21 protein-coding genes are annotated in these 22,937 nt (G+C 56.9%); 10 read left to right on the top strand and 11 right to left on the bottom strand.

Annotated elements, in window-relative coordinates:
• Window positions 1–116 precede the first annotated feature (116 nt).
• The 7 genes from cysQ to GOX45_RS01995 all read left to right on the top strand — a co-directional run bounded on the left by cysQ (window position 117) and on the right by GOX45_RS01995 (window position 8,007).
• The gene (gene cysQ / locus GOX45_RS02025; protein WP_171097467.1) at window positions 117–914 is read left to right on the top strand and encodes a 3'(2'),5'-bisphosphate nucleotidase CysQ; all 798 of its coding nucleotides are present in this window, start codon (window positions 117–119) and stop codon (window positions 912–914) included.
• Complete coding sequence (locus tag GOX45_RS02020; protein ID WP_171097465.1) at window positions 914–1,714, top strand: manno-octulosonate cytidylyltransferase; 801 nt, start codon at window positions 914–916, stop codon at window positions 1,712–1,714. The genes cysQ and GOX45_RS02020 overlap by 1 nt, the downstream gene beginning before the upstream one ends.
• Window positions 1,711–2,694 carry a UDP-glucose 4-epimerase GalE gene (gene galE / locus GOX45_RS02015; protein ID WP_171097463.1) on the top strand — a complete coding sequence of 328 codons (984 nt, stop codon included), beginning with the start codon at window positions 1,711–1,713 and terminating at the stop codon, window positions 2,692–2,694. Before GOX45_RS02020 ends, galE begins: the two co-directional genes overlap by 4 nt.
• 25 nt (window positions 2,695–2,719) lie before the next feature.
• Window positions 2,720–3,736: a glycosyltransferase family 2 protein gene (locus tag GOX45_RS02010; RefSeq protein WP_171098126.1), complete on the top strand. Its 1,017-nt coding sequence runs from the start codon at window positions 2,720–2,722 to the stop codon at window positions 3,734–3,736.
• Window positions 3,737–3,883: 147 nt separating this feature from the next.
• Window positions 3,884–4,870, top strand: coding sequence for a glycosyltransferase family 2 protein (locus GOX45_RS02005; RefSeq protein ID WP_171098124.1), 987 nt, complete (start codon window positions 3,884–3,886; stop codon window positions 4,868–4,870).
• The gene (locus tag GOX45_RS02000) at window positions 4,867–6,567 is read left to right on the top strand and encodes a beta-1,6-N-acetylglucosaminyltransferase (RefSeq protein ID WP_171097461.1); all 1,701 of its coding nucleotides are present in this window, start codon (window positions 4,867–4,869) and stop codon (window positions 6,565–6,567) included. The genes GOX45_RS02005 and GOX45_RS02000 overlap by 4 nt, the downstream gene beginning before the upstream one ends.
• 6 nt (window positions 6,568–6,573) lie before the next feature.
• Window positions 6,574–8,007, top strand: coding sequence for a sulfotransferase domain-containing protein (locus GOX45_RS01995; protein WP_171097459.1), 1,434 nt, complete (start codon window positions 6,574–6,576; stop codon window positions 8,005–8,007).
• Here GOX45_RS01995 and GOX45_RS01990 read toward each other — a convergent pair.
• From GOX45_RS01990 to GOX45_RS01955, 8 genes are all read right to left on the bottom strand, one after another.
• Window positions 8,004–8,522 (bottom strand): murein L,D-transpeptidase family protein, encoded by a 519-nt coding sequence (locus GOX45_RS01990; RefSeq protein ID WP_171097457.1) that lies wholly within the window; start codon window positions 8,520–8,522, stop codon window positions 8,004–8,006. The genes GOX45_RS01995 and GOX45_RS01990 overlap by 4 nt on opposite strands.
• A gap of 60 nt (window positions 8,523–8,582) precedes the next feature.
• On the bottom strand, window positions 8,583–9,365 hold the full coding sequence (locus GOX45_RS01985; RefSeq protein ID WP_171097454.1) for an ion transporter: 783 nt from the start codon (window positions 9,363–9,365) through the stop codon (window positions 8,583–8,585).
• 13 nt (window positions 9,366–9,378) lie between these two features.
• On the bottom strand, window positions 9,379–10,608 hold the full coding sequence (locus GOX45_RS01980) for a class I SAM-dependent RNA methyltransferase (RefSeq protein WP_171097452.1): 1,230 nt from the start codon (window positions 10,606–10,608) through the stop codon (window positions 9,379–9,381).
• Between the two features lie 39 nt (window positions 10,609–10,647).
• Window positions 10,648–12,480, bottom strand: a complete 1,833-nt coding sequence (locus GOX45_RS01975) for an ABC transporter ATP-binding protein (protein ID WP_171097449.1) — start codon at window positions 12,478–12,480, stop codon at window positions 10,648–10,650.
• Complete coding sequence (locus GOX45_RS01970; RefSeq protein ID WP_171097447.1) at window positions 12,477–14,315, bottom strand: ABC transporter ATP-binding protein; 1,839 nt, start codon at window positions 14,313–14,315, stop codon at window positions 12,477–12,479. The genes GOX45_RS01975 and GOX45_RS01970 overlap by 4 nt, the downstream gene beginning before the upstream one ends.
• Window positions 14,316–14,508: 193 nt before the next feature.
• Window positions 14,509–15,663, bottom strand: a complete 1,155-nt coding sequence (locus GOX45_RS01965) for a CCA tRNA nucleotidyltransferase (RefSeq protein WP_171097445.1) — start codon at window positions 15,661–15,663, stop codon at window positions 14,509–14,511.
• Window positions 15,660–16,256: a CoA pyrophosphatase gene (locus GOX45_RS01960; RefSeq protein ID WP_371808938.1), complete on the bottom strand. Its 597-nt coding sequence runs from the start codon at window positions 16,254–16,256 to the stop codon at window positions 15,660–15,662. The genes GOX45_RS01965 and GOX45_RS01960 overlap by 4 nt, the downstream gene beginning before the upstream one ends.
• Window positions 16,249–17,235 (bottom strand): Hsp33 family molecular chaperone HslO, encoded by a 987-nt coding sequence (locus tag GOX45_RS01955; protein ID WP_171097440.1) that lies wholly within the window; start codon window positions 17,233–17,235, stop codon window positions 16,249–16,251. Before GOX45_RS01955 ends, GOX45_RS01960 begins: the two co-directional genes overlap by 8 nt.
• A gap of 76 nt (window positions 17,236–17,311) precedes the next feature.
• Here GOX45_RS01955 and GOX45_RS01950 point away from each other — a divergent pair, with 76 nt between their 5' ends.
• Window positions 17,312–17,758: an NUDIX hydrolase gene (locus GOX45_RS01950; protein WP_171097438.1), complete on the top strand. Its 447-nt coding sequence runs from the start codon at window positions 17,312–17,314 to the stop codon at window positions 17,756–17,758.
• Here the strand turns inward: GOX45_RS01950 and GOX45_RS01945 are convergent.
• Window positions 17,755–19,026 (bottom strand): PP2C family protein-serine/threonine phosphatase, encoded by a 1,272-nt coding sequence (locus GOX45_RS01945; protein ID WP_371808948.1) that lies wholly within the window; start codon window positions 19,024–19,026, stop codon window positions 17,755–17,757. The two genes, GOX45_RS01950 and GOX45_RS01945, sit on opposite strands and share 4 nt — an antisense overlap.
• Before the next feature lie 129 nt (window positions 19,027–19,155).
• On the opposite strand from GOX45_RS01945, the gene GOX45_RS01940 reads away from it, so the two are divergent.
• Window positions 19,156–19,485, top strand: a complete 330-nt coding sequence (locus GOX45_RS01940; RefSeq protein WP_171097436.1) for an Hpt domain-containing protein — start codon at window positions 19,156–19,158, stop codon at window positions 19,483–19,485.
• Here the strand turns inward: GOX45_RS01940 and ilvA are convergent.
• The gene (gene ilvA / locus GOX45_RS01935; RefSeq protein WP_171097434.1) at window positions 19,482–20,708 is read right to left on the bottom strand and encodes a threonine ammonia-lyase IlvA; all 1,227 of its coding nucleotides are present in this window, start codon (window positions 20,706–20,708) and stop codon (window positions 19,482–19,484) included. The genes GOX45_RS01940 and ilvA overlap by 4 nt on opposite strands.
• A gap of 58 nt (window positions 20,709–20,766) precedes the next feature.
• Entirely contained in the window at window positions 20,767–21,600 is an 834-nt protein-coding gene (locus GOX45_RS01930; RefSeq protein ID WP_254445906.1) for a hypothetical protein, read from the bottom strand.
• Window positions 21,601–21,676: 76 nt separating this feature from the next.
• On the opposite strand from GOX45_RS01930, the gene GOX45_RS01925 reads away from it, so the two are divergent.
• Window positions 21,677–22,903: an argininosuccinate synthase gene (locus GOX45_RS01925; RefSeq protein WP_171097433.1), complete on the top strand. Its 1,227-nt coding sequence runs from the start codon at window positions 21,677–21,679 to the stop codon at window positions 22,901–22,903.
• Window positions 22,904–22,937 lie beyond the last annotated feature (34 nt).

The raw sequence follows: 22,937 nt of genomic DNA, 5'->3' as shown, positions 1-22,937 counted from the left end.
TTGGTCATCCTGCTGTTTGGCCAACAATCTGGCACGAAATTCTTGCTGTTCCGTTTCCAGCGCATCATAAGTCCGTCAGGATTTTGGATCAACAAACCCCGTGAACGGAGCAATTTGTGACTTACGACGCGCTAATTCCTGTCATCAGACGTCTGGCTTTGGAAGCTGGCGACACAATTATGAAGATTTATGATGCGGATGATTTCGACGTCAAAGTCAAATCCGATGCCAGCCCCGTGACCGAGGCGGATGAGGCTGCCGATGCCCTGATCTCGGCCGGCTTACGCGCTGCCTTCCCTGATATTCTACTGGTCACCGAAGAACAGGCTGCCTCGCATTCCGAAAAGGGCGACACATTCCTGATCGTCGATCCCCTGGACGGCACCAAAGAGTTCATCAACCGACGCGGTGATTTTACCGTTAATATCGCGCTGGTCGAAAACGGTGTACCGACGCGCGGCGTGGTTTATGCGCCTGCGAAAGGTCGAATGTTCTATACGCAGCCCGATGGTCAGGCGGTCGAAGAGACCGGTTCTCTGGACAAAGATGCTCCTGGCCCAGTCACCGCGATATCAGTGTCTAAACCGGACAATTCTTCCCTGATGATCGTCGCATCCAAATCGCATCGTGATCAGGCGACCGAAGACTACATCAACAAATATCAGGTCAAAGACAGCAAAAGCGCGGGCTCGTCCCTGAAATTCTGTCTGGTGGCGACAGGTGAGGCTGATCTTTATCCCCGCGTCGGTCGCACGATGGAGTGGGACACGGCTGCCGGTCATGCCGTTTTGGCAGGCGCCGGGGGCCAAGTTGTGCGCTTTGACGACCATACGCCGCTGAAATATGGCAAGGACGGCTATGCAAACCCGTTCTTTATTGCCTACGCTCCGGGTGTTGACCTGAAAGAGGCTTGATGTCTGTCCTGATTGCCATCCCTGCCCGCTATGCCTCGACCCGGTATCCGGGCAAACCTTTGGTGCCACTGACCGGTGCAAGCGGCGTGTCGATGACGCTGATCGAACGCTCGTGGCGCGCCGCCTGTTCGGTATCGGGCGTGGACCGGGTGGTAGTGGCCACCGACGATGACCGCATTCGCGAGGTCTCGGAAGCATTCGGGGCCGAGGTTGTGATGACCTCTGACACCTGCGCCAACGGCACCGAACGCTGCGCCGAGACCCATGTGGCCTTGGGTGGCGGGTACGATATTGTCGTCAACCTGCAAGGCGACGCGCCGCTGACGCCCCATTGGTTCATCGAAGATCTGGTCAAAGGTTTGAATGCCGCGCCCGAGGCGGAAATCGCCACCCCGGTCCTGCGCTGTGACGGAGACGCGTTGAACGGGCTGTTGAATGACCGCAAGCACGGGCGCGTCGGCGGCACCACCGCAGTATTCGGCACCGATCACAGTGCGCTTTATTTCTCGAAAGAGGTGATCCCGTTCACCTCAGACACCTATGCGGGTACCGACGAAACACCCGTATTCCACCATGTTGGAGTCTATGCATACCGCCCCGATGCATTGGCCGCCTATCCCGGCTGGCCCACCGGCCCGTTGGAAACCCTGGAAGGGCTGGAACAGCTGCGATTCATGGAAAACGGGCGCAAGGTCTTGTGTGTCGAGGTTGAGGCCAAAGGCCGCCAGTTCTGGGAATTGAACAACCCGCAAGACGTGGCCAAGATCGAAGAGATGATGGCCACGATGGGGTTGGAATGACGCATATCCTTGTGACCGGTGGTGCAGGCTATATCGGCTCGCACGCATGCAAGGCGCTGGCGCAGGCGGGCTATGTGCCCGTCACCTATGACAACCTCAGCACCGGCTGGCAAGATGCGGTCAAATTCGGGCCCTTTGAACAGGGCGACCTGCGCGACAGGGCGCGGTTGGATGAGGTGTTTGCCAAATATCATCCCCAGGCCGTGATGCATTTCGCCGCCCTCAGCCAGGTGGGCGAAGCGATGTCCGAGCCCGGGCGCTACTGGGCCAACAACGTCATGGGCTCGTTGACCCTGATCGAAGCCGCTGTGGCCGCCGATTGCCTGAACTTCGTGTTTTCATCGACCTGCGCCACCTATGGCGATCAGGATAATGTGGTTCTGGACGAAAACAGCGCGCAATATCCGTTGAACGCCTATGGTGCCTCGAAGCGCGCGATTGAGGATATTTTGCGCGATTTCGGCGCCTCGCACGGGCTGAACCATGTGATCTTTCGCTATTTCAACGTGGCCGGCGCCGACCCCGACGGCGAGGTGGGCGAGTTTCACCGCCCCGAGACGCACCTGATCCCGCTGATGTTGGATGCGATTGATGGCAAACGCGACGCGTTGACCGTGTTTGGCACCGATTATGACACGCCGGATGGCACGTGCATCCGGGATTATGTGCATGTCTGCGATCTGGTGGACGCCCATGTGTTGGGGCTGGAATGGCTGAAATCCGGCAAGGGCTCTCGCGTGTTCAACCTTGGCACGGGTTCGGGGTTTTCGGTGATGGAGGTGATCGAGAAATCGCAGGCGGTGACCAACCGCGCCGTGCCCCATTCTATTGGAAACCGCCGCGCAGGCGATTGCACCCGGCTTGTATCCGGCTCTGACCGGGCAAGGGATGAGCTGGGATGGAACGCCAAAAGGTCAACGTTAGAGACGATGATCGCAGATGCCTGGCGCTGGCATCAAAACGGATCCTACGAAAAATGAGGGGCGGGTGACGGCGGCGAGCTGGATGCAGCTTTATCGGCTGCGCCTGCGGCGCAAACGCTTGCTCTGGCGGTCCTTTCGCAGTCGTCACGCGCTGACGAAACTGTCCAACCGCACCCGTCTGATCGCTCCGGATGCCATTTTGGCCTTTACCACCCTGCGCAACGAAATCACCCGTCTGCCCTGGTTTCTGCACCACTACCGACGCTTGGGGGTCGATCATTTCCTGATGGTCGACAACCAAAGCGACGATGGCACCGCAGAATTCCTGATAGAACAGCCTGACGTATCCTTATGGCAAACCTCGGCAAGCTATCGCGCGGCGCGGTTTGGTGTCGATTGGCTGACCTGGCTCCAGATGCGTTTTGCGCAGGACCATTGGGCCCTGACTGTGGATACGGACGAGTTGCTGACCTATGCCGGATCCGATAAGCATCCGCTGACCGATCTGACAAAGCTTTTGCAATCCCGGGGCCAGAACGCCTTTGGCGCATTGATGTTGGATCTTTACCCCAAAGGGCCGCTGGCGCAGCAGAGATATGTTCCCGGCACCGATCCGACAGAAGTTCTGAACTGGTTTGACGCAGGCCCGTACCGCGCGCAAAGGCAAGAACCATTGGGCAATCTGTGGGTTCAAGGCGGTGTGCGGGAACGGGCCTTCTTTACCGACAAGCCAGAACGATCGCCGACCCTGAACAAGATCCCTCTGATCCGGTGGCACCGTCATTATGCTTATGTAAATTCGACACATTCCGCCCTGCCGCGCGATTTGAACTTTGCCTATGATGGGCCTGCCGGCAAAGCTGCTTCTGGTGTGTTGCTGCACACCAAGTTTCTGCCCGAAGTCGTTGCAAAATCCAGCATCGAAAAGGCGCGACGGCAGCATTTCCACGACCCCGATCAATTTGCCCCCTACTATGACGGGATCAGCGACGCGCCCGATCTTTGGACCGGTCAGTCGACGCGGTTTGAAGGCGGCGCGCAGCTGCAAAACCTTGGCTTGATGTCCGAAATCGACTGGTCACTGCCCGCGGGGACGTAAACCGGTTTTAAACCCGTTGCCTCATAGGCTTGAAAAATGGCATAACACGGCAATTGCCCGGGTACTTTCAGGCCGTATCCAACATTGGGCATGCTCGCGTTTCAGAAAAGGTGGGGCAGTCGCGTGAGCCTTTTGGACTCCTATCGCATGAGATTGCGGCGCAAGCGCCGTTTGATCCGGTGTGTGCGCAAGCGGCGTGAACTCAAACCCCTCCGCAATGCGGCCAAGTCGATCCGCCCCGATGACATCCTCCTGGTCTGTGTGGTGCGGAACGAAAAAATCCGGCTGCCGTATTTTCTGGACTATTACCGGCGGTTGGGTGTCGATCACTTTCTGTTTGTCGACAATGACAGCACAGACGGAACCGCCGAGTTTCTGACCAGTCAATCTGACGTTTCAACCTGGAGCACAACCGCCAGCTATCGCAAATCCACCTATGGGATCGATTGGTCGAACTATCTGCTGCGGAAATATGCGCATGGCCATTGGGTTCTGACGGTCGACCCGGATGAGTTCTTTGTCTATCCCTTCTGCGACAGCCGCCCGATCCGCGCCCTGACAGATTGGCTGCAGGGCACTGGTGTGCGCAGTTTTGGGACGATGCTGATCGACATGTACCCAAAAGGCCGGATCGAGGATGTACCCTATCGCGAGGGGCAAGATCCGTTTGAGATCGCCCAGTGGTTCGATTCTGGCAACCACATGATCACGCGGAACCCCACTTACGGCAATCTCTGGATTCAGGGCGGGGCGCGGGCGCGTGTGTTTTTTCAGGACACCCCAAAGAAAGCGCCGGCGCTGAACAAGATCCCGCTGGTCAAATGGAACCGACGCTATGCCTATGTCAGTTCAACCCACTCGCTTTTGCCTCGCGGGTTGAACCAGGTCTACGAAGAGGCGGGTGGTGAAAAAACCTGTGGGGTTTTGTTGCACGCCAAGCTGATTGACACGTTGGGTGCCAAAGCAAAGGAAGAGGTTGCACGCGGCGAACATTATCGCGGGTCCGGTGAATATCAGGCCTATGCTGATCAGCTCGACGCGCAGCCGGTATTCTGGAATGACTGGTCCGAGAAATATCTGAACTGGCGTCAGCTTGAGATTTTGGGGCTGATGTCGAAAGGAAACTGGGCATGAGCAGCCTTGGCGTCGTCATGCTTGTGCATGCGGATCTGGATCGCGCAGAACAGATCGCGCGGCATTGGACCGCCTCGGGCTGCCCTGTGGTGATCCATGTGGACCGCAAAGTTCAAAACGATGTCTATTCAGCCTTTGCTACCGCCTGTGCCAACGATCCTCTGATCCGGTTTTCCAAGCGCCATGTCTGCGAATGGGGCGGCTGGGGCATCGTTGCGGCCTCGCAAAGTGCGGCGGCTCAATTGCTGGATGGTTTCCCGGATGTGCGGCATGTATTCCTGTCATCGGGCGCCTGCCTGCCCCTACGTCCGATCCCCGAGCTGATCGACTATCTGGCCGAACGCCCCCGCGTCGATTTCATCGAAAGTGCGACCACCGCTGACGTGACCTGGACAGTTGGCGGGCTGGATCTGGAACGGTTTACGCTGCGCTTCCCGTTTTCCTGGCGCAAGCAGCGCAAACTCTTCGATTTTTATGTCAGGGTACAACGCTCATTGGGTGTGCGGCGCAAGATCCCCGAAGGGTTGGTGCCGCATATGGGTAGCCAATGGTGGTGCCTGACCCGGCAAACCCTGTCTGCGATCCTGCAAGACCCAAAGCGCAAAAGCTATGACAACTATTTCCGCCGCGTTTGGATCCCGGATGAAAGCTATTTTCAGACCCTGACACGGCTCTATTCAACACATATCGAAAGCCGATCCCTGACGCTTTCGAAGTTTGACTATCAGGGGCGTCCGCATGTGTTTTATGACGATCACCTGCAATTGCTGCGACGATCTGATTGTTTTGTGGCCCGTAAGATCTGGCCTCGGGCCGAGCGACTGTATCAGGCCTTTCTGACCGATCAGGCCAGCGCCATCAAACCGGCCGAGCCCAACCCCGGCAAAATTGATCGGCTATTTGCCAAGGCGGTCGACAGGCGCACCAAAGGCCGCGAGGGGCTTTATATGCAGGGTCGTTTCCCGCGCCATCGAAAAGGCAGCGCGCTGACCGCATTTCCATATTCGGTCTTTCAGGGCTATGCAGAATTGTTTGAAGATTTCGAACCTTGGTTGGCAAATACCACAAGCGCCTGCGTCCACGGGCATCTGTTCGATCCAACCGGCGCCAAGTTTGCAAGTAACGAAGCAACGACAACAGGAGGGCTCAGCTCCTGTGCTAAGCTACGTGACTACAACCCCGAGGCGTTCTTATCGAACCTCATCTGGAACACGCGCGGCGAACGACAGTGTTTTCAGTTTGGCCCATTTGATACGCAAAATATCTGCAGTTTTCTGGCACGGGACAAAAACGCTCAGATATCGGTAATTTCCGGTGCATGGGCATTGCCACTTTTCCGATCAAACTTGAATTTTGCGGATATCCGCGCTCGATCTGCGCGATTACAGCAGATCGAAAGCAAACAGCTACAGGCTTTGGCAACAGCGCGCAGCGGTTCAAGGATCCGGATCTGGTCGCTGGCGGAGTTCGTTGAATCTCCGATGGAGTACTTGCAGGTCGTGGTAGAGGATATCGGAATAACCCAACCGAACCACCTTGCCGAAGCGCCAAAAATGGTCGACCTGACAGGGTTTGGTAAGTTCATGAAAAATTTGAAAAATCAGGGCATGCACCCGTATCTGGTTGGCGATTTCCCCGAAGACGACATCTTTGGATCCAGATCCAAAACCTACACAAAACCCTATCTTGTACAGTAGCCCGGTATGACGGACGCTTTCGACTATTTCATCGTATTGGCGGACATGCGCACCGGATCGAACCAGCTGGAATCCAACCTGAACGCGTTGGACGGTGTCACCTGTCATGGTGAGGCGTTCAACCCCTATTTCACTGGGCTGCCCAAACTGGATCAGCTTTTGGGCTTTACCCTTGAGGACCGCGATCGTGATCCGCTGGCTTTTCTGGAAACGATCAAATCGACCCCCGGAGCGCTCAACGGGTTTCGCTTTTTCAGCACACATGACACCCGCGTGCTGACACCGGCCCTGGATGATCCGCGCTGCGCAAAGATCGTTCTGACACGCAACCCGTTGGACAGTTACGTGTCGTGGAAAATCGCCTTAGCGACCAAACAGTGGAAGCTGGTGAACATCAAACAGCGTCGGGAGGCCCAGATTGAATTTAACGCCGATGAGTTCTTTGAGCAGATGGAGCAGCGGCAAAGCTTTCAACTAACCGTGCTGAACCATTTGCAACGAACCGGGCAAACGCCCTTTTACATCGGGTATGACGATCTCAACGATGTTGAGGTTCTTAACGGGCTGGCAAAGTGGCTCGGGGTATCCGCGCGGCTCGACGCTACGCAGCAGCATCTAAAACGGCAAAATCCGACATCTGCTTTGGACAAAGTGACCAACCCAGACGCCATGGAACAGGCCGTCGCCAAGCTGGATCGCTTAAACCTGTACCAGGTTCCAAATTTCGAACCGCGCCGTGGTCCATCCGTCCCTCGATACGTGGCAGCACCCAAGTCCGCGTTGATGTATTTACCCGTGCGCGGCGGGCCAGAGGCCGAGGTTGCGAATTGGCTGGCCAATTTGGACGGTACCGAAACAGGTGCGCTTCTGACAGATCGGGGTCAGAAACAGGTGCGGACTTGGATGAAAACCCATCCGGGCCATCGCAAGTTCACTGTACTGCGTCATCCGTTGGCCCGTGCCCATGCGGTGTTTTGCAACCAGATTGTGAATACCGGGCCGGACGCCTATGTCGCGATCCGCAATATGCTGCGCAATCGCTACAAGCTGCCTCTTCCCGGCACTGTTACTCCGGAAAACTACTCGGTTGAACAGCACCGCGAGGCGTTTTCGGCGTTCTTGCGCATCATGCGCAACGTGTTGGCAGGACAAACACCAATTCGGGTCGACGGGTTATGGTGCAGCCAGGCGCAGACGCTGCAGGGCATGGCCGCGTTTACGTTGCCTGACATGATCCTGCGCGAGGATAAGATGAAAACCGTCCTGCCCGACCTTGCCAGGCAATTGGGTCATGCTACACCACCTGAACCCGAACACGCGCCAGCCGACAGCCCGTTCGCATTGTCGCAGATATATGACGCGCAGCTAGAAACGCTGGCGGTCGAAGCCTACCAGCGCGACTATCAGATGTTTGGGTTTTCAGACTGGAAACCGCTTTAGGGGCGCAGCGTGATGATCGTTCCCTCGGTCACCATGGCATAGATCTCTTCGATCTCTTCATTGGTAACGGCGATGCATCCGGCGGTCCAATCCGGCGTCTTTTTCGCACGCCTAAGCTCGGACCGCAGGTTTGGCTGACCGTGGATGAAGATATCACCGCCGGGATCAACACCCGCGGCCTTGGCCTGTGCGATATCCTCGGAATTGGGGTACGAAATCCCCACCGAAAGATGATACCGGCTTCGCGGATTTCGGCGGTCGATCAAATAGGTACCTTCCGGTGTCCGACCGTCACCCTTTTTGGTTTTGGTACCACTGGGCGCGAATCCCAGGTCCACATCATATTCACGAAGAATCTGTTGGTTGTGCAACAGATACAGCTTGCGCGCACCCTTGTTCACCACAAGCGATGTCACTTCGGGCCCGTTATATGACAAAAATTTTGGGCTGGCAGAGGCACAGGCTGACAAACTCAGCGTTGCCATTGCACCCAATCCAAATGCTCGACGATCCATGATCACTGCCTACTACTCGATTTTTTTTCAGTATTATGCCAGAAAACGCCAAATTCGAAATCACTTTTTGATGTCCGCCTGGGTCTTCAGGCGCTGTTCGATATTTTCCAGCCGTTCCAATACTTCGTCGCGATACGCATCCGTCTTTACCTCATCCTCGGCATGGTGGGCGTCTTGCATCGAATTCACGATCAGACCCACCAGCAGGTTCACCACGGCAAAGGTTGTCACCATGATGAACGGCACAAAGAACAGCCATGCATAGGGGTAAACAGCCATAACCGGCCGCACGATTCCCATGGACCAGCTTTCCAGTGTCATGATCTGGAACAGCGTATAGGCCGAAAGCCCAAGATCTCCGAACCAATCGGGAAAGGTTTCCGAGAACAGCTTTGTTGAGATGACGGCACCGATATAGAACAAGATCGCCATCAACAAAAAGACGCTGGCCATCCCGGGTAACGCTGAGATGAACCCCTCGACCACGCGCCGCAATCGGGGTGCCACCGAGATGACGCGCAAAACCCGCAGGATTCGCAGCGCGCGCAGAACCGAAAGGCCACCCGCGCTTGGGACCAAGGCGATGCCGACGATTATGAAATCGAAAATGTTCCATCCGCTGGTAAAAAACCTGCGCCCGGTTGCAATCAGTTTCATGGCAATCTCGGCAACAAAGATCGCAAGGCAGATCTTGTCCAGTGTCACAATCAGGGGCCCTGCCAACTCCATCAGGGTCGGCGACGTTTCCATTCCAAGCAGAACTGCGTTGAAGATGATGACTGCGGTGATAAAGCGCCCAAAATTCGGGGATTCGATCAAGCTTAGCAGGCGTTCGGACGCCATTGAGGATCTCCAGTCAGGGTTTTGGGTTCAAGGTAAAGCGCGCGGCAAGTTCGGTATGTGACGACCATCGAAATTGGTCCACCACTTGCACCCATTCAAGGGTGTAACCGGCCTCAACCAATGTTTTCGCATCGCGAGCGAATGTCACAGGGTTGCAGGACACATAAGCGATAATTGGACGCGCGGCCTGTGCCAATTCGGCAATCTGCGCTTCGGCACCGGCGCGTGGCGGATCGAGGACCACCGCATCAAAAGGTTTCAACTCATCCGGCATCAGCGGTCGGCGGAACAGGTCACGCGCCTCGGTCGTTACGCGTTTCAAGCCCTGTGCTTTGCGCCATCCCTGGTCCAGCGCTTGCACCATCGCTGCTTCGCCCTCAACCGCGTGCACTTCGGCATGTTGGGCCAAGGGCAAAGAAAATGTTCCGCTTCCAGCAAACAGGTCGATTATGCGTTTGGCCCCGTCGGTTGCCTGCATAACCGCCTGTAACAGAGCCTGTTCTCCATCTTTTGTGGCTTGCAGAAACGCGCCCGGAGGCGGCACGACACTGGCCGCACCAAAGCGCTGAGACGGCGCGTGACGCATGGCAATCCCTTCGCCATCCCAGCTGAGCCGCGCCAATCCGTGCTTTTCAGTTGCTTGGGCCAGCGCCAGTTCCAATGGGCCATCCAAAGGTTTGCCACCTGTGACCGATATATCGAGACCACCCTCGGACAGTGTCATCGTCACCGCCAAAACACCTTTGCGGCTGCCACCAATCATCGCCAAAGCATCAGCTACCGGGATCGCAGCTGTTAGGTCTGGATCAAGCAACTGACAGTCGGTTATCTCGGTTATCGTGCCCGACGCACGCCCATAAAACCCGGCCAAGGCGCCCTTTTTTGTCCGCCGCACCGCAATCGTCGCACGGCGGCGCGACTTTGGGGGCGAGGTATGGATTGCGCGCATATTGGTCGAAATCCCCTGCGCGGCAAGCGCGTTGCGCACAATGTCGACCTTCCAATCCGCCACAAAATCATCCGAGGCGTGCTGCAACTGACAGCCGCCGCACGCTTTGTAGTGACGGCATGGCGCTTTCACACGGTCATCAGACGGGGTAAGAACCCGGATATCTTCCAGCGTGGTCCCGGACGGAACACCTGTGACCACCTCACCCGGAAGGGTGCGCGGGGCATAGATCGGCCCGCCGGCGATGCCGTCACCCTGACGACCAAGGCGGAGAATGGTGAATTCCTGCGTCATGGCTGGCCTGATAATCGGCTTGCCCGGGTAAAAAAACCCTTATTCTGCAGCTTCGGTCTGAATAAATCCACCAGATTGACGATGCCAGAACCGCGCATAGAGCCCGCCTTGTGCCAGCAACACATCATGCGGCCCGCTTTCCACGATCCTGCCCTGATCCAACACGATGATCCTGTCCATCTCGCTGAGCGTCGACAGACGGTGCGCAATCGCCAGAACGGTTTTACCTTCCATCACCCGCTGCAAGGCTGATTGGATCGAGGCCTCAACCTCGGAATCCAGCGCCGAAGTCGCCTCGTCCAGAACCAGAATGGGCGCGTCCTTCAGGATGGCACGCGCAAGCGCGATCCGCTGACGCTGACCTCCGCTCAACTTGACACCCCGCTCGCCCAGATGCGCGTCATAGCCGGTACGGCCCTGACCATCCTTGAGGCTTTCGATGAACTCATGCGCTTCGGCCTTTTGTGCAGCAGAGATTAGCTGTTCTTCTGATGCATTGGGATTGCCGTAGAGGATATTGTCACGTGCCGAACGATTGAACATCGCCGTTTCTTGGGTGACCATACCGATCTGGCTGCGCAGACTGTCTTGTGTGACATGACCGATATCCTGATCATCGATCAGAATCGCGCCTTTTTCCCTGTCATAGAGCCTCAGAAGCAGCGACACGAGCGTTGACTTTCCCGCCCCCGACGCACCAACAATACCCAGCTTTTCACCGGGTGCGACCTTCAGGTTCAAGGCGCTGACACCTCCGATATCGCGCCCATAGGCAAAGGTGACATCGTCGAAACTAATGCCGCCGGCAGGAACGCTCAGGTCTTGCGCACCGGGTTTATCCACGACTCGGTCGCGCTTTGTCAGGGTGATCATGCCGTTTTCGATTTCACCGACATTGGAATAGAGCCCCATCAGCACGAAACTGACCCAGCCCGTCATCTGCGCGATCCGGATAGACACAGCCCCGGCAGCCACGATGTCACCCGCCGTGGCATTGCCTGCTTGCCACAACCACAATGTTGCACCCAACAACAGCACCGGCAAAACACCGGCCAGAGCCATCAGAAAGAACCGGAAACTGGCCGACAGCTTACCGAAGGCCAGCATCTTCTCACGAAAATCGACCAGGGAATTCTGGGCGGCGCTTTCCTCGAACGACCCATGGGCAAACAGTTTGACGGTTTTGATATTGGTGATCGTATCCACCACCTGCCCCGATACCATCGCCCGGGCACCCGCGCGCGCAGCGGACCGTTGCCGGATCCTTGGCAGATACCAACGGATCAACAGCGCATAGACCACTAGCCAGGCCATGAAAGGCAGGACAACAAGAAGATGAATCGACCCTAACAAAAGCAAAGAACCCACAAGCGACGCCAAGGCAAACACAATCGCGCTGATAGTTTCCGACACGACCGACGCCAAGGCGTTTGAGGTCTGCATTTGCTTTTGCGCAATGCGTCCCGCGAAATCATCGTCGAAAAAGGTCACCGATTGGCCCAAGGTCCAGCGGTTCAAGCGGGCCAGAACCAATGTGGGGATATTGGGCATCAGCATGTAGCCATTGGTAAAAGCCGAAATACCAAACAGGATCGGGCGCAGCAGCATGAAAAACGCGGCCACCCCGACGATCATCCAGATATTGCTTGCGGTCAGAAAGCCCTCACGACCACCGGAAACGGCGAGATCGATCACAAGTCCCAGCATCCAGGCTGTGCCGGCCTCCAAAGCACCAGCCGCTGCCGAAAAGAACGCCGCGATAAAGATCATTGGCCAGGCACCGCTCAGGCACCAGCGGATAAACGCCCCCAGCGTTTGCGGCGGGGGCGTTTCTGTCTTTTTGAACGGGTCTATGAAATCCGAAAACCTCATTCAGCGGCCTCAGGGTTCATAAAGCCACCGGATTGCCGCGCCCAGAACTGCGCATAGAGCCCGCCATGCGCCAACAGGTCTGCATGGGCGCCCTCTTCCACAATCCGTCCGCCATCCATGACCAAAATCCGATCCATCTGCGCGATCGTGCTCAGCCGGTGGGCAATCGCGATCACTGTCTTGCCTTGCATCATGCCGTAGAGCGTCTCCTGAATCGAGGCTTCGACCTCGGAATCTAGGGCAGATGTCGCCTCGTCCAACAACAGGATCGGCGCGTCCTTCAGGATCACCCGCGCCAGCGTCACGCGCTGCCGCTGACCTCCGCTGAGTTTCACACCGCGTTCGCCCACATGCGCATCATAGCCGGTGCGTCCCTGCGGATCTTGCAGATCCAGAATGAACTCATGCGCTTCGGCCTGTTTCGCAGCCTGGATCATCTGGTCTTCGGTGGCCTCGGGTCGTCCATAAAGGATGTTGTCCCGCACCGAACGGTGCAGCAAGGCGCTGTCTTGCTGAACCATGCCGATCCGGCTGCGCAAACTGTCTTGCGTGACCGTTGCGATATCCTGGCCGTCTATCAGGATCGCCCCGCTCTCAACGTCGTAAAAGCGCAAAAGCAGCTTTACCAGGGTCGATTTCCCGGCCCCTGAACGCCCGATCAGTCCAATCTTTTCACCGGGCTGAATCGCAATATTCACATGATCCAGACCACCGGTCTTGCGCCCATAGTGATGCGAAAGGTCACGGATTTCGATCCGCCCTTCGGTCAGCTGCAAAGGTTTGGCCGCAGGGGAGTCCAGCAGTTTGATAGGCTGCGCAATCGTCTCCATCCCCTCGGCCACAACGCCAAGCTGTCGGAAGAAACTGGTCAGCGCCCACATGATCCAACCGGTCATCGCGTTCAGCCGCAAAGTCAGCGCCGTGGCCGCCGCAACAACGCCCACAGAAGCACTGCCCTGCATCCACAGCGCAATCGCCCAGCCGACAACACCCACGATCAGCACCCCGTTCAACGTGACCAAAGCCGCATCCATGATGGTGAAGATACGCATCTCAACCTGAAAGGTGCGCCGCGTTTCCTCGATGGCTTCGCGTGCATAATCCAGCTCTTGATCCGCATGGGCAAACATCTTGACCGAATGAATGTTGGTATAGCTGTCCACAACGCGCCCGGTCACAGCCGACCGCGCGTCCGAGGCTGCCTTTGACGCAGGCCCAACCCGCTGGACCGTCCACCGCACCAAAACGGCGTAAAGACCAAGCCAGATCACAAGGGGCAACAGCAGCCTTGGGTCCGCCGCCATCAACAGGATCGCCGCCCCCACCAGATAGGCCAGCGAGAATGAGATCGCGTCAAAGACCTGAAACACAGCCTCGCCCGCCGCGGGCGGTGTCTGCATGATCCGGTTGGCGATACGGCCCGCAAAATCGTTTTCGAACCAGCCAACAGACTGACGCAAAACATGTTTATGGGCGCGCCAACGGAAGATCGTGCCGATATTCGGCAGAATTGCATTGTTCAGCAGCAACACATCCACGATGTGCAACAAAGGCCGCAGCAACAGGACAAACACCGCCATCAACAGCAGTTCGGTCCCGTGGGCCTGCCAGACTTCGGCAGGTGGCCCCGACAGCAGGTCAACGACGCGACCCATGTAATAGATCAGGCCAACCTCGACCGCAGCCACAACAACCGAGATCAACCCCGCCCAGAAAAAGACGCGGAAGAAAGGCCGAGTGTAATCCACCATGAAAGGCCACAACCGCGTGGGCGGCGTATCCGTTTCTTCATAGGCGACAAAAGGGTCAACAAGGTTTTCGAAATAGCGAAACATGGAGAGTGCTCCAATTGAGCAAATAGACAGACATGCGAAAAAGATGGCGCAAGAACACCACCCTACGGGTCAAGTGTTCAGGGCCTTAGCCGAACGAGATCCCGTAATACATTCGCATTCCTCCCTCCAAGATTGAGACAGGCGCACACTAGACACAAAAGATCTGATTTGTCATCCCCTTTTGAGACTTTATCTAACTCGCCAGCAATTCCTGGCGTGAAAGCGTAAAGCCCGAAGCAATCCAGCGTGCCTCCAGCTCGGCCAATTTCTTGCCCAGCGCGGGTCCTGAAAAATCGGTAATCAAGTCTTTGGCTTTTATAGGAAAAATCGCTTTTGCACCTGCTTGCAGCTGGGCCTTGAACTGCTCGTCCCAGGGCTGCTCCAGAAAGGCGCATCGCAGCAGGGTTTCATGCAAGCCACCTTCTGCACCATAGCGAAACCCAAGCTCGGCAATTCCCGCCGTTCCAGTAGATTCCTCTCGCATCCGGGCTTGCCGTTGAAGCTGCGCCTTGCTTAACCGAAGGGTCTGGGCCACGTCCGTCGAAGCGATGGCCGCCAACCGACGGATCGGATCCGGTGTGGCCCCGGCATCTTGTTCGAGTTTGATCAGAATCGGTAAAGCTCGGTCTTCGGCACCGGGCAGCAGATGCGTCAAAACACCGGTCTGACGCATGGTCGCAACGGACGGCCCCGGATCGGGTGCGCCAAGCAGTTTCAGCAGCTCAGCACCGACCCGCTCACGGGACAACCCGGCAAGCCCATCCAAATTCGAGGAAATAGCCGCGAGCGCATCCGGGTCGAACCCGGCTTCGGCATCGCCATACCACGCGTGAAACCGGAAAAACCGCAACGACCGCAGATAATCCTCGCGGATACGCGCCTGCGCGTCGCCGATAAAGCGAACATGGCGGGCCTGAAGGTCGGGCAACCCGTTCAATGGATCAAGGATCGTACCGTCTGGCTGCGCATAAAGCGCGTTCATGGTGAAATCCCGTCGCGCCGCGTCTTCTTCCACCTTGTCTGAAAAGGCCACAACCGCGCGGCGGCCATCGGTTTCGACGTCACGGCGAAACGTGGTGATTTCGTGCGGAAGGCCGTGGCTGACCACCGTGATCGTCCCATGCTCGATCCCCGTTGGGATCGCCTTTAGCCCGGCCTGTTCGGCCAGGGTCATCACCCGTTCAGGGCGTGCGTCGGTGGATATGTCGATATCCGAGACTGGAACCCCCAGCAGTGCATTGCGCACGCAGCCGCCAACAAAAAGCGCCTGTGCCCCATCATCGGTGAGCGCGGCACAGACCTTTTGCGTGGCCTCAGCCGTGATCCAGTCTTCGGTGATCCGCTTCATTCATGTACCCGTGCTGCCAATCCACGCAAAATACGCGCTGTCGCGCCCCAAATATAATAGGGACCATAGGGGACGGCGAAATAATACCGTCTCTGCCCCCGCCAACGGCGCGACTCGATCACATAATTCGCCGGGTTCAGAATATGTGCAAGAGGCACTGAAAAGACTTCGTCCACTTCGCCGGGCTCTGGTACAGGTTTGAAGTCACTCTCCAGCACGGCCACAACGGGTGTCACGGTGAAGGAGGTCACTGTCTCATGTGTTGGCAAATGGCCCAGAACCTTTGGCAGGTCTAAGGGCAGTCCGATCTCTTCCCGCGCCTCGCGCAGGGCTGTAGCCGTAACATCGATGTCCCCTTCGTCCTTCTTGCCACCCGGAAACGCAATTTGCCCGGGATGGTGTTTCAAGGCCGAAGACCGTTTGGTCAGGATCAGTTGTGCCGCCCCGTTTGCGATGGAAACAGGCACTAACACGCCCGCAGGACGCATTTTGCGCCCGGCGGGCAGAACGACATCGGGGTTCAGATCAAAGTCACTGGACCCCGTGCCGGTTCGGCCCAGCGCTGCCTGCAAAAGGGCAATCGTGTCAGCCACGGTCCGAATCTTCAGCCTCAAACCCAACTGTACTGGGATCCAGCACGTAATGAGCGCCACAGAACTGACATTCTGCAGTGACCTTGCCATCTTCGGTGGTCATCTTCTCGATATCCCGCGCCGAGTAGATCGACAGGCTTTGGCGCACGCGGTCTTCGGAGCAGGTACAGCCGAATTGCACCTGCTGCGCATCATAGACGCGCGGCTGTTCCTCGTGGAACAAACGCACCAGCAAGTCTGTTGGCGCAACCGAAGGGCCGATTAGTTCCAGATCTTCGACCGTATCCAGCAGGATATTGACCCGGCCCCAATTCTCGCCCTCTTCTCCATCAACCAGATCCGCCGCGGTAAGGATATCACCACTACCTTCTGCCGACGCTGCAAAGGGTGAGGCTTTGGGCATATGCTGAAGCATAACACCCCCAGCCCGCCAATGTTCACCAACACCCGGTTCGGTAGATTTGCCAAAGCTCAACGAAAACCGCGTAGGCAATTGTTCGGACTGCGCGAAATACGCCTCGGCGCAGGCGCTGAGCGAACCGCCGGCCAGCGGAGTGATCCCCTGATAAGGCTGCGTGCCTTCGCCCTGATCGATCATGATCGCGAAATAGCCCTCGCCCACCTGATCAAATGGGGCGCTGTTGGTCAGGCGATCACGGTCGAAACTGGCATATGCGCGGATTCTCGCGGGCTCGCCTTCCTCCTGCGGCGCGTAATAGTCGGTCGCAATCATGCGCACAGCCCCTTTGGACTGTACTTGCAGCGACAGCTTCCAACGCAGCGAAACGGTCTGGCCGATCAATGCGGTCAGCAGGGCCATCTCGGCCACCAGCGCCTCGACCACATCGGGATAGTCGTGCTGTTTCAGGATACCGTCCAACACACCATCCAGCCGCGCTACGCGGCCGCGCATGTCGGAAAGATCAAGTTGAAAGGGCAGGACGGTGTCGTCCCACGCGATTTTTGTTCCAAGAGACATGGGGTTTCCTTACACGCCACAGGTTGGCATACCGCCACCATATAGGTCGAAGACAGTCGGTTGAAAGGGGCCATACATGATCAGACGGTTCGGTGAAAGCCCTGATCCCCAGCGGAAATACACGCGCCGCCCTGGTGTCTATGCTTTGCTACCGCGCGGCCGGTCGGTGTTGGTGACCTGGTATGACGATGGCGAAAGACCGGAATTACAATTGCCCGGAGGTGGGGTTGATCCAGGGGAATCACCGATCACGGCCCTGCATCGCGAGGTTTACGAAGAAACCGGCTGGCTGATCGCGGCCCCCCGGCGCGTTGGCGCTTTTCGCCGCTTTACCTATATGCCCGAATACGACCTTTGGGCCGAAAAGCTCTGTACGATTTACACCGCTCGTCCCATCAGGCCCAAAGGCCCACCAACCGAAGAGTTCCACGAAGCCCGCTGGATGGACATTCCCGATGCGCTGGAACAATTGGGTAACGCCGGTGACCGCTTCTTTGCAGCACAAATTCTGAGGGTCAGCTAAGGCCCCTCATATTCAAAGAATACAGCCGAGACATCGTCATCCATGCCATCACTTGGATGCATCTTTTGGGTCAGGCGCCAGAACATATCATCGAGGAACTCAGCGCCGCCGCGTCCTTGGGCACAATCCAGCGCAAGGGATTCCAACCCGTCTTCATCCAGCAAGCTTCCGTCGGTCAGACGACATTCGGTAAAACCATCCGAATAGAGCAGCAACCGATCTCCGGGACGCATGTAGGTTTCGATCTGCTCAAATTGCGCATTTGGCAACAAGCCGATCGGCAGGCCGCCTTCGCCCAAAAACTCGGCTCTGCCATCCTGTCGCAACATCAAAGGATGGGGGTGACCGGCCTGGACCATCTTCAAGTGACCATTGCGCAAATCGACAACGGCATAGACCATCGTAAAATACTCTTCGATGCCGGTATCTGCCAGCAGCCGGGCATTCAAATTCGCGGCAACCTCTTCGGGAGGTAGCAGAGCGTAGAACTTGTCGTAATGTTTGACCATCGCGATGTTCTGATCGAAATACTTGCTGGATAGGTAGCCCCCCAGCCGCGCTGTCATCATCGCGGATGTGATGCCATGGCCCGACACGTCGATGCTGTAAAAGCCGATGCGATTGGCGCTTGGGGAAAACATCCCCACCAAATCGCCTCCAATATGTCCGCAGGGTTTCAGCAGCAAGCTCAGTTGCGACTTTCCAAATCGCCGCGACAGCTCGGGCACCAGCGACTCCTGAATTTTGCGCGCCTGCATCAGATCCTTGTCAATCGCATCATGCGCGACCTTCAGCTCGTCCAAGGCAGCTTCGATCATAGCATTTTTTTGCGACAATTCACGCTGCATGCCCAGAATGCGCGCACCCGCCGAAATACGCGCCCGCAGCTCATCCGCCTCAAGCGGTTTGATCAGAAAATCGTCAGCCCCTGCATCCAATCCGCGCGCAACCTCCTGCTTTTCGCTTTTTGAGGTCAGCAATATGAAATAGCTGTATTGATGACTGTCCAGAGCGCGGAACTTCTCGCAAAACTCCAACCCGCTCATGCCAGGCATCACCCAATCGCTCAGAACCAGATCCGGCAGATCGCTTTGACACAGTGTCAAAGCGCTTTCACCGCTGTCCGCTTCCAGAACAACAAACCCCCACTTCTTGAGGGAGGCCGCCAGAATACGGCGCTGCAGACGGCTATCGTCCACAATCATGACCTTTTGAATCGCACCAAAGTCCGGCGAAACACCGGCTTCGGTTTGACTGGCTGGAAGCACCTGAGAATCCTTGATCAACACAAACGACGTCAAACTAGGCGAACGAGCCTTAATATCTTGTGAAACGCACAACTTAACGCGGTGTTTACCCACAAACGGTTATCACCCGCAGTAAGGCGGAGGTGCAGCATGATTCACTGGCCCAGGGTCAAACAATTGCGGGATGAGGTTGGCGCAGAAGAATTCGCCGAAGTTGTCGAGATTTTCTTGGACGAGGTGCAAGAAGCGATTGAACGGCTGAACAAGGATAAAAACCGTACCCAGATCGAGCAGAACCTGCATTTCCTGAAAGGCAGCGCACTCAGCCTTGGGTTCAATCAGTTCTCCAAACTGTGTCAGGATGGCGAGCGGCGTGCGGCAGCCGGGGAAGCCGGACAGATTGATCTGGCTGAGATCTTAAAGACCTATGATCAGTCCAAATCGATCTTCCAGTCCGGCGTGGCTGAGCACCTGCACTAGATCACGAATTGCGCCAGGGTCTCGTCATCGGTGATATCGGTATAGGTAAACCCGGCGTCGTCGAGATGGGCAAACAGCCGGGCAAAATTCTCGGGCCTTCTGGTTTCGATCCCGATCAGGACCGAGCCAAAGTTGCGGGCTGATTTCTTCATATATTCGAACCGGGCGATGTCGTCTTCGGGGCCCAGAATGTTCAAAAACTCTTTCAACGCGCCCGGACGCTGCGGCAGGCGCAGAATGAAATACTTCTTCACCCCCGAATACCGCTGTGCACGTTCCTTGACCTCGGGCAGACGTTCAAAATCGAAATTCCCGCCCGAGGTGACGCAGACTATGGTTTTGCCCCGGATAAAGCTTTGGATATCGCCCAGCGCTTCAATGGCCAAAGCTCCGGCTGGTTCCAGAACAATCCCCTCGACATTCAGCATTTCGATCATCGTGGCACAAATACGATCTTCGGACAGAACCAGCACATCCGACAGATGCCGCGATTTGAGCAGCTCAAACGGTTGCGCGCCGATCCGGCCAACCGCTGCACCATCGACGAAATTGTCAACATGATCCAGCGACACGGGATGCCCGGTGGCCAGAGCCGCGCGCAAGCAGGCTCCGCCGGCAGGTTCCACGAACAAGCAATGCGCGCGGTCTCCGAACCATGTGGCCACGCCCGCCGACATGCCGCCGCCGCCCACAGGCAGCAACAGATGGTCAGGCGCCTGGCCCAATTGCTCTTCAATCTCAACCGCCAAAGAGGCCTGACCTTCAATCACATCCGCATCGTCGAACGGCGACAGGAAATGCCCGCCCTGCTGGGTGCACCACGCTTGCGCCGCGGCCAGAGTGTCGTCGAAATAGTCACCGGTCAGGTGGATCTCGATATTGTCGCCGCCAAAGATGCGCGTTTTCTGGATTTTCTGCTGCGGTGTGGTCACAGGCATGAAAATCACGCCCCGCACATCCAGATGCTTGCACATGAAAGCCACACCCTGCGCGTGATTGCCTGCGCTGGCGCAAACGAACAGCTCTTGCCCCTGCTGCTTACGCATCGCATTGAACGCGCCCCGGATCTTGTAGGACCGCACCGGGCTGAGGTCTTCGCGTTTCAGCCAGATATCGGCACCAAATCGATCAGACAAATGCGCATTGCGCTGCAAGGGCGTTGCCGGGAACACAGAGCGCATCGCCTGTTCGGCGGCACGGGCACGGGTCATGAAATCAGTCATGCCGGTTTCCCTGCCCGATCACCGCTGAAAGGGCAAGGAATACATATGTGTACGCAGCTCAGGAGAGCTCGCGTTTTTCAATAAAGACGCCGTACATGGTGGTTAGGATGCTGACATTGATCAGGGGGACGATCAGCATCGAGGCGAACAGAACAATCAGGACACCGATCATCGGAACAAAAAGCAGCACTGACGCCGACAGCTGAAGCACCAATTGAAAAAGCACCGTCAAAATCAACAACAGCAGTATTGCGCCGTTAGCACCTGACGTCGCCTGCCAAGCCTCGGACAGTTTTATTGGTTTCCCGATGGCTGCAGCCGGCAGAATCGGAGAAACTCGATAGAACCCGATGGAAAGAAAAATGATCAGCGCGATCCAGAACAGTATGCCCAAGGCCACCGAGGCCTGCGCCATAAAGCTCATCACTATCCCTCCCGGGATAATAATGACCATAGCCAACAAGCCCAACATGAAAAGACGGCCAAAATAGGCAAGTACGCGGTCAAATCTGAAGGGTGGAACCAACCCGGTCGGATATTCCTCAAGAAGAACAAAACGGTGCCACGAGACGACTATCCAAAGCATGATACTGAAAACAACAGCTATCAGGCTCAGGAGAAATCCGGCGAAGGATCCAGCCGTCACCCCGGGAGGGAACCCATCGGTTTCACTGTCGAATTCCTCAAACGGGATGTCGAACAGGAAAAACAAACCGACTGCCAGCACACCACCAATCAGCGCGGGCAGAACAGAAATTTGCAGCGCCTGCTTTAGGTTCCTCAAAACCATCCGCACTGAATGTACGAAAATCTCCAATCCCAGCATCCTAAAATTCGCCCTCTCAACCAATCCTTGTTCGCTATCCCACCGTTTCACCCCAAATCCTTCCATACGTCAACGCACACAGCTTGCCCCTGCGTGCAAAACCCGTTAGGGGCCAGTCGATCTACGCATAAAGGGAAGTCAGATGTCCGCGCCCAAGAAAGTTGTTCTGGCCTATTCCGGTGGCCTTGATACCTCGATCATTCTGAAATGGTTGCAGACCGAGTATGGCTGTGAAGTTGTGACCTTCACCGCCGATCTGGGTCAGGGAGAAGAGCTTGAGCCCGCGCGCAAAAAGGCCGAGCTGCTGGGGATCAAGCCAGAAAACATCTATATTGAGGACATCCGCGAGGAATTCGTCCGTGATTTCGTGTTCCCGATGTTCCGCGCCAATGCGCAGTACGAGGGGCTGTACCTGTTGGGTACGTCCATCGCGCGTCCCCTGATCTCAAAACGACTGGTCGAGATTGCCGCCGAAACCGGCGCCGATGCGGTGGCCCATGGGGCGACCGGCAAGGGCAATGATCAGGTGCGGTTCGAACTGGCAGCCTATGCGCTGAACCCCGACATCAAGGTCATTGCGCCGTGGCGTGAGTGGGACCTGTCCAGCCGGACCAGGCTGCTGGAATTTGCCGAAGCCAACCAGATTCCGATTGCCAAGGACAAACGCGGTGAGGCCCCGTTCTCGGTCGATGCCAACCTGCTGCACACCTCGTCCGAGGGCAAGGTTCTGGAAGACCCCGCGGATATGGCGCCCGATTATGTTTATCAGCGTACCGTCCACCCCGAGGACTCCCCGAACGAGCCCGAGTTCATCGAGATCGGCTTTGAAAAAGGCGACGCGGTCAGCATCAATGGCGAGGCGATGAGCCCGGCGACGATCCTGACCAAGCTGAATAAATATGGCGGCAAACACGGCATTGGCCGTCTCGATCTGGTCGAAGGCCGGTTCGTGGGCATGAAATCGCGCGGTATTTACGAAACCCCGGGCGGCACCATCCTGCTGGAAGCGCACCGCGGCATTGAATCGATCACCATGGATCGCGGCGCGATGCACCTGAAAGACCAGCTGATGCCGCAATATGCCGAGCTGATCTATAACGGCTTCTGGTACTCGCCCGAGCGCGAGATGCTGCAGGCCGCCATCGACAAGAGCCAGGAACATGTCACCGGCACCGTTCGCGTGAAACTGTACAAAGGCCTCGCCTCAACCGTGGGCCGCTGGTCGGATCACTCGCTCTATTCCGAGGCGCATGTGACCTTTGAAGAAGACGCCGGGGCCTATGACCAGAAAGACGCGGCAGGCTTCATTCAGCTGAACGCGCTGCGCCTGAAACTGCTGGCGGCGCGCGACAAACGCCTGTCGAAATAAGCGCAACGTAAAGGTACCGGCATCTTTGCCTGTG

This window comes from Ruegeria sp. HKCCD7255 (assembly GCF_013031565.1).
In the GTDB taxonomy this organism is placed as follows: domain Bacteria; phylum Pseudomonadota; class Alphaproteobacteria; order Rhodobacterales; family Rhodobacteraceae; genus Ruegeria.
This window is presented reverse-complemented; position numbering and strand designations above follow the sequence as displayed.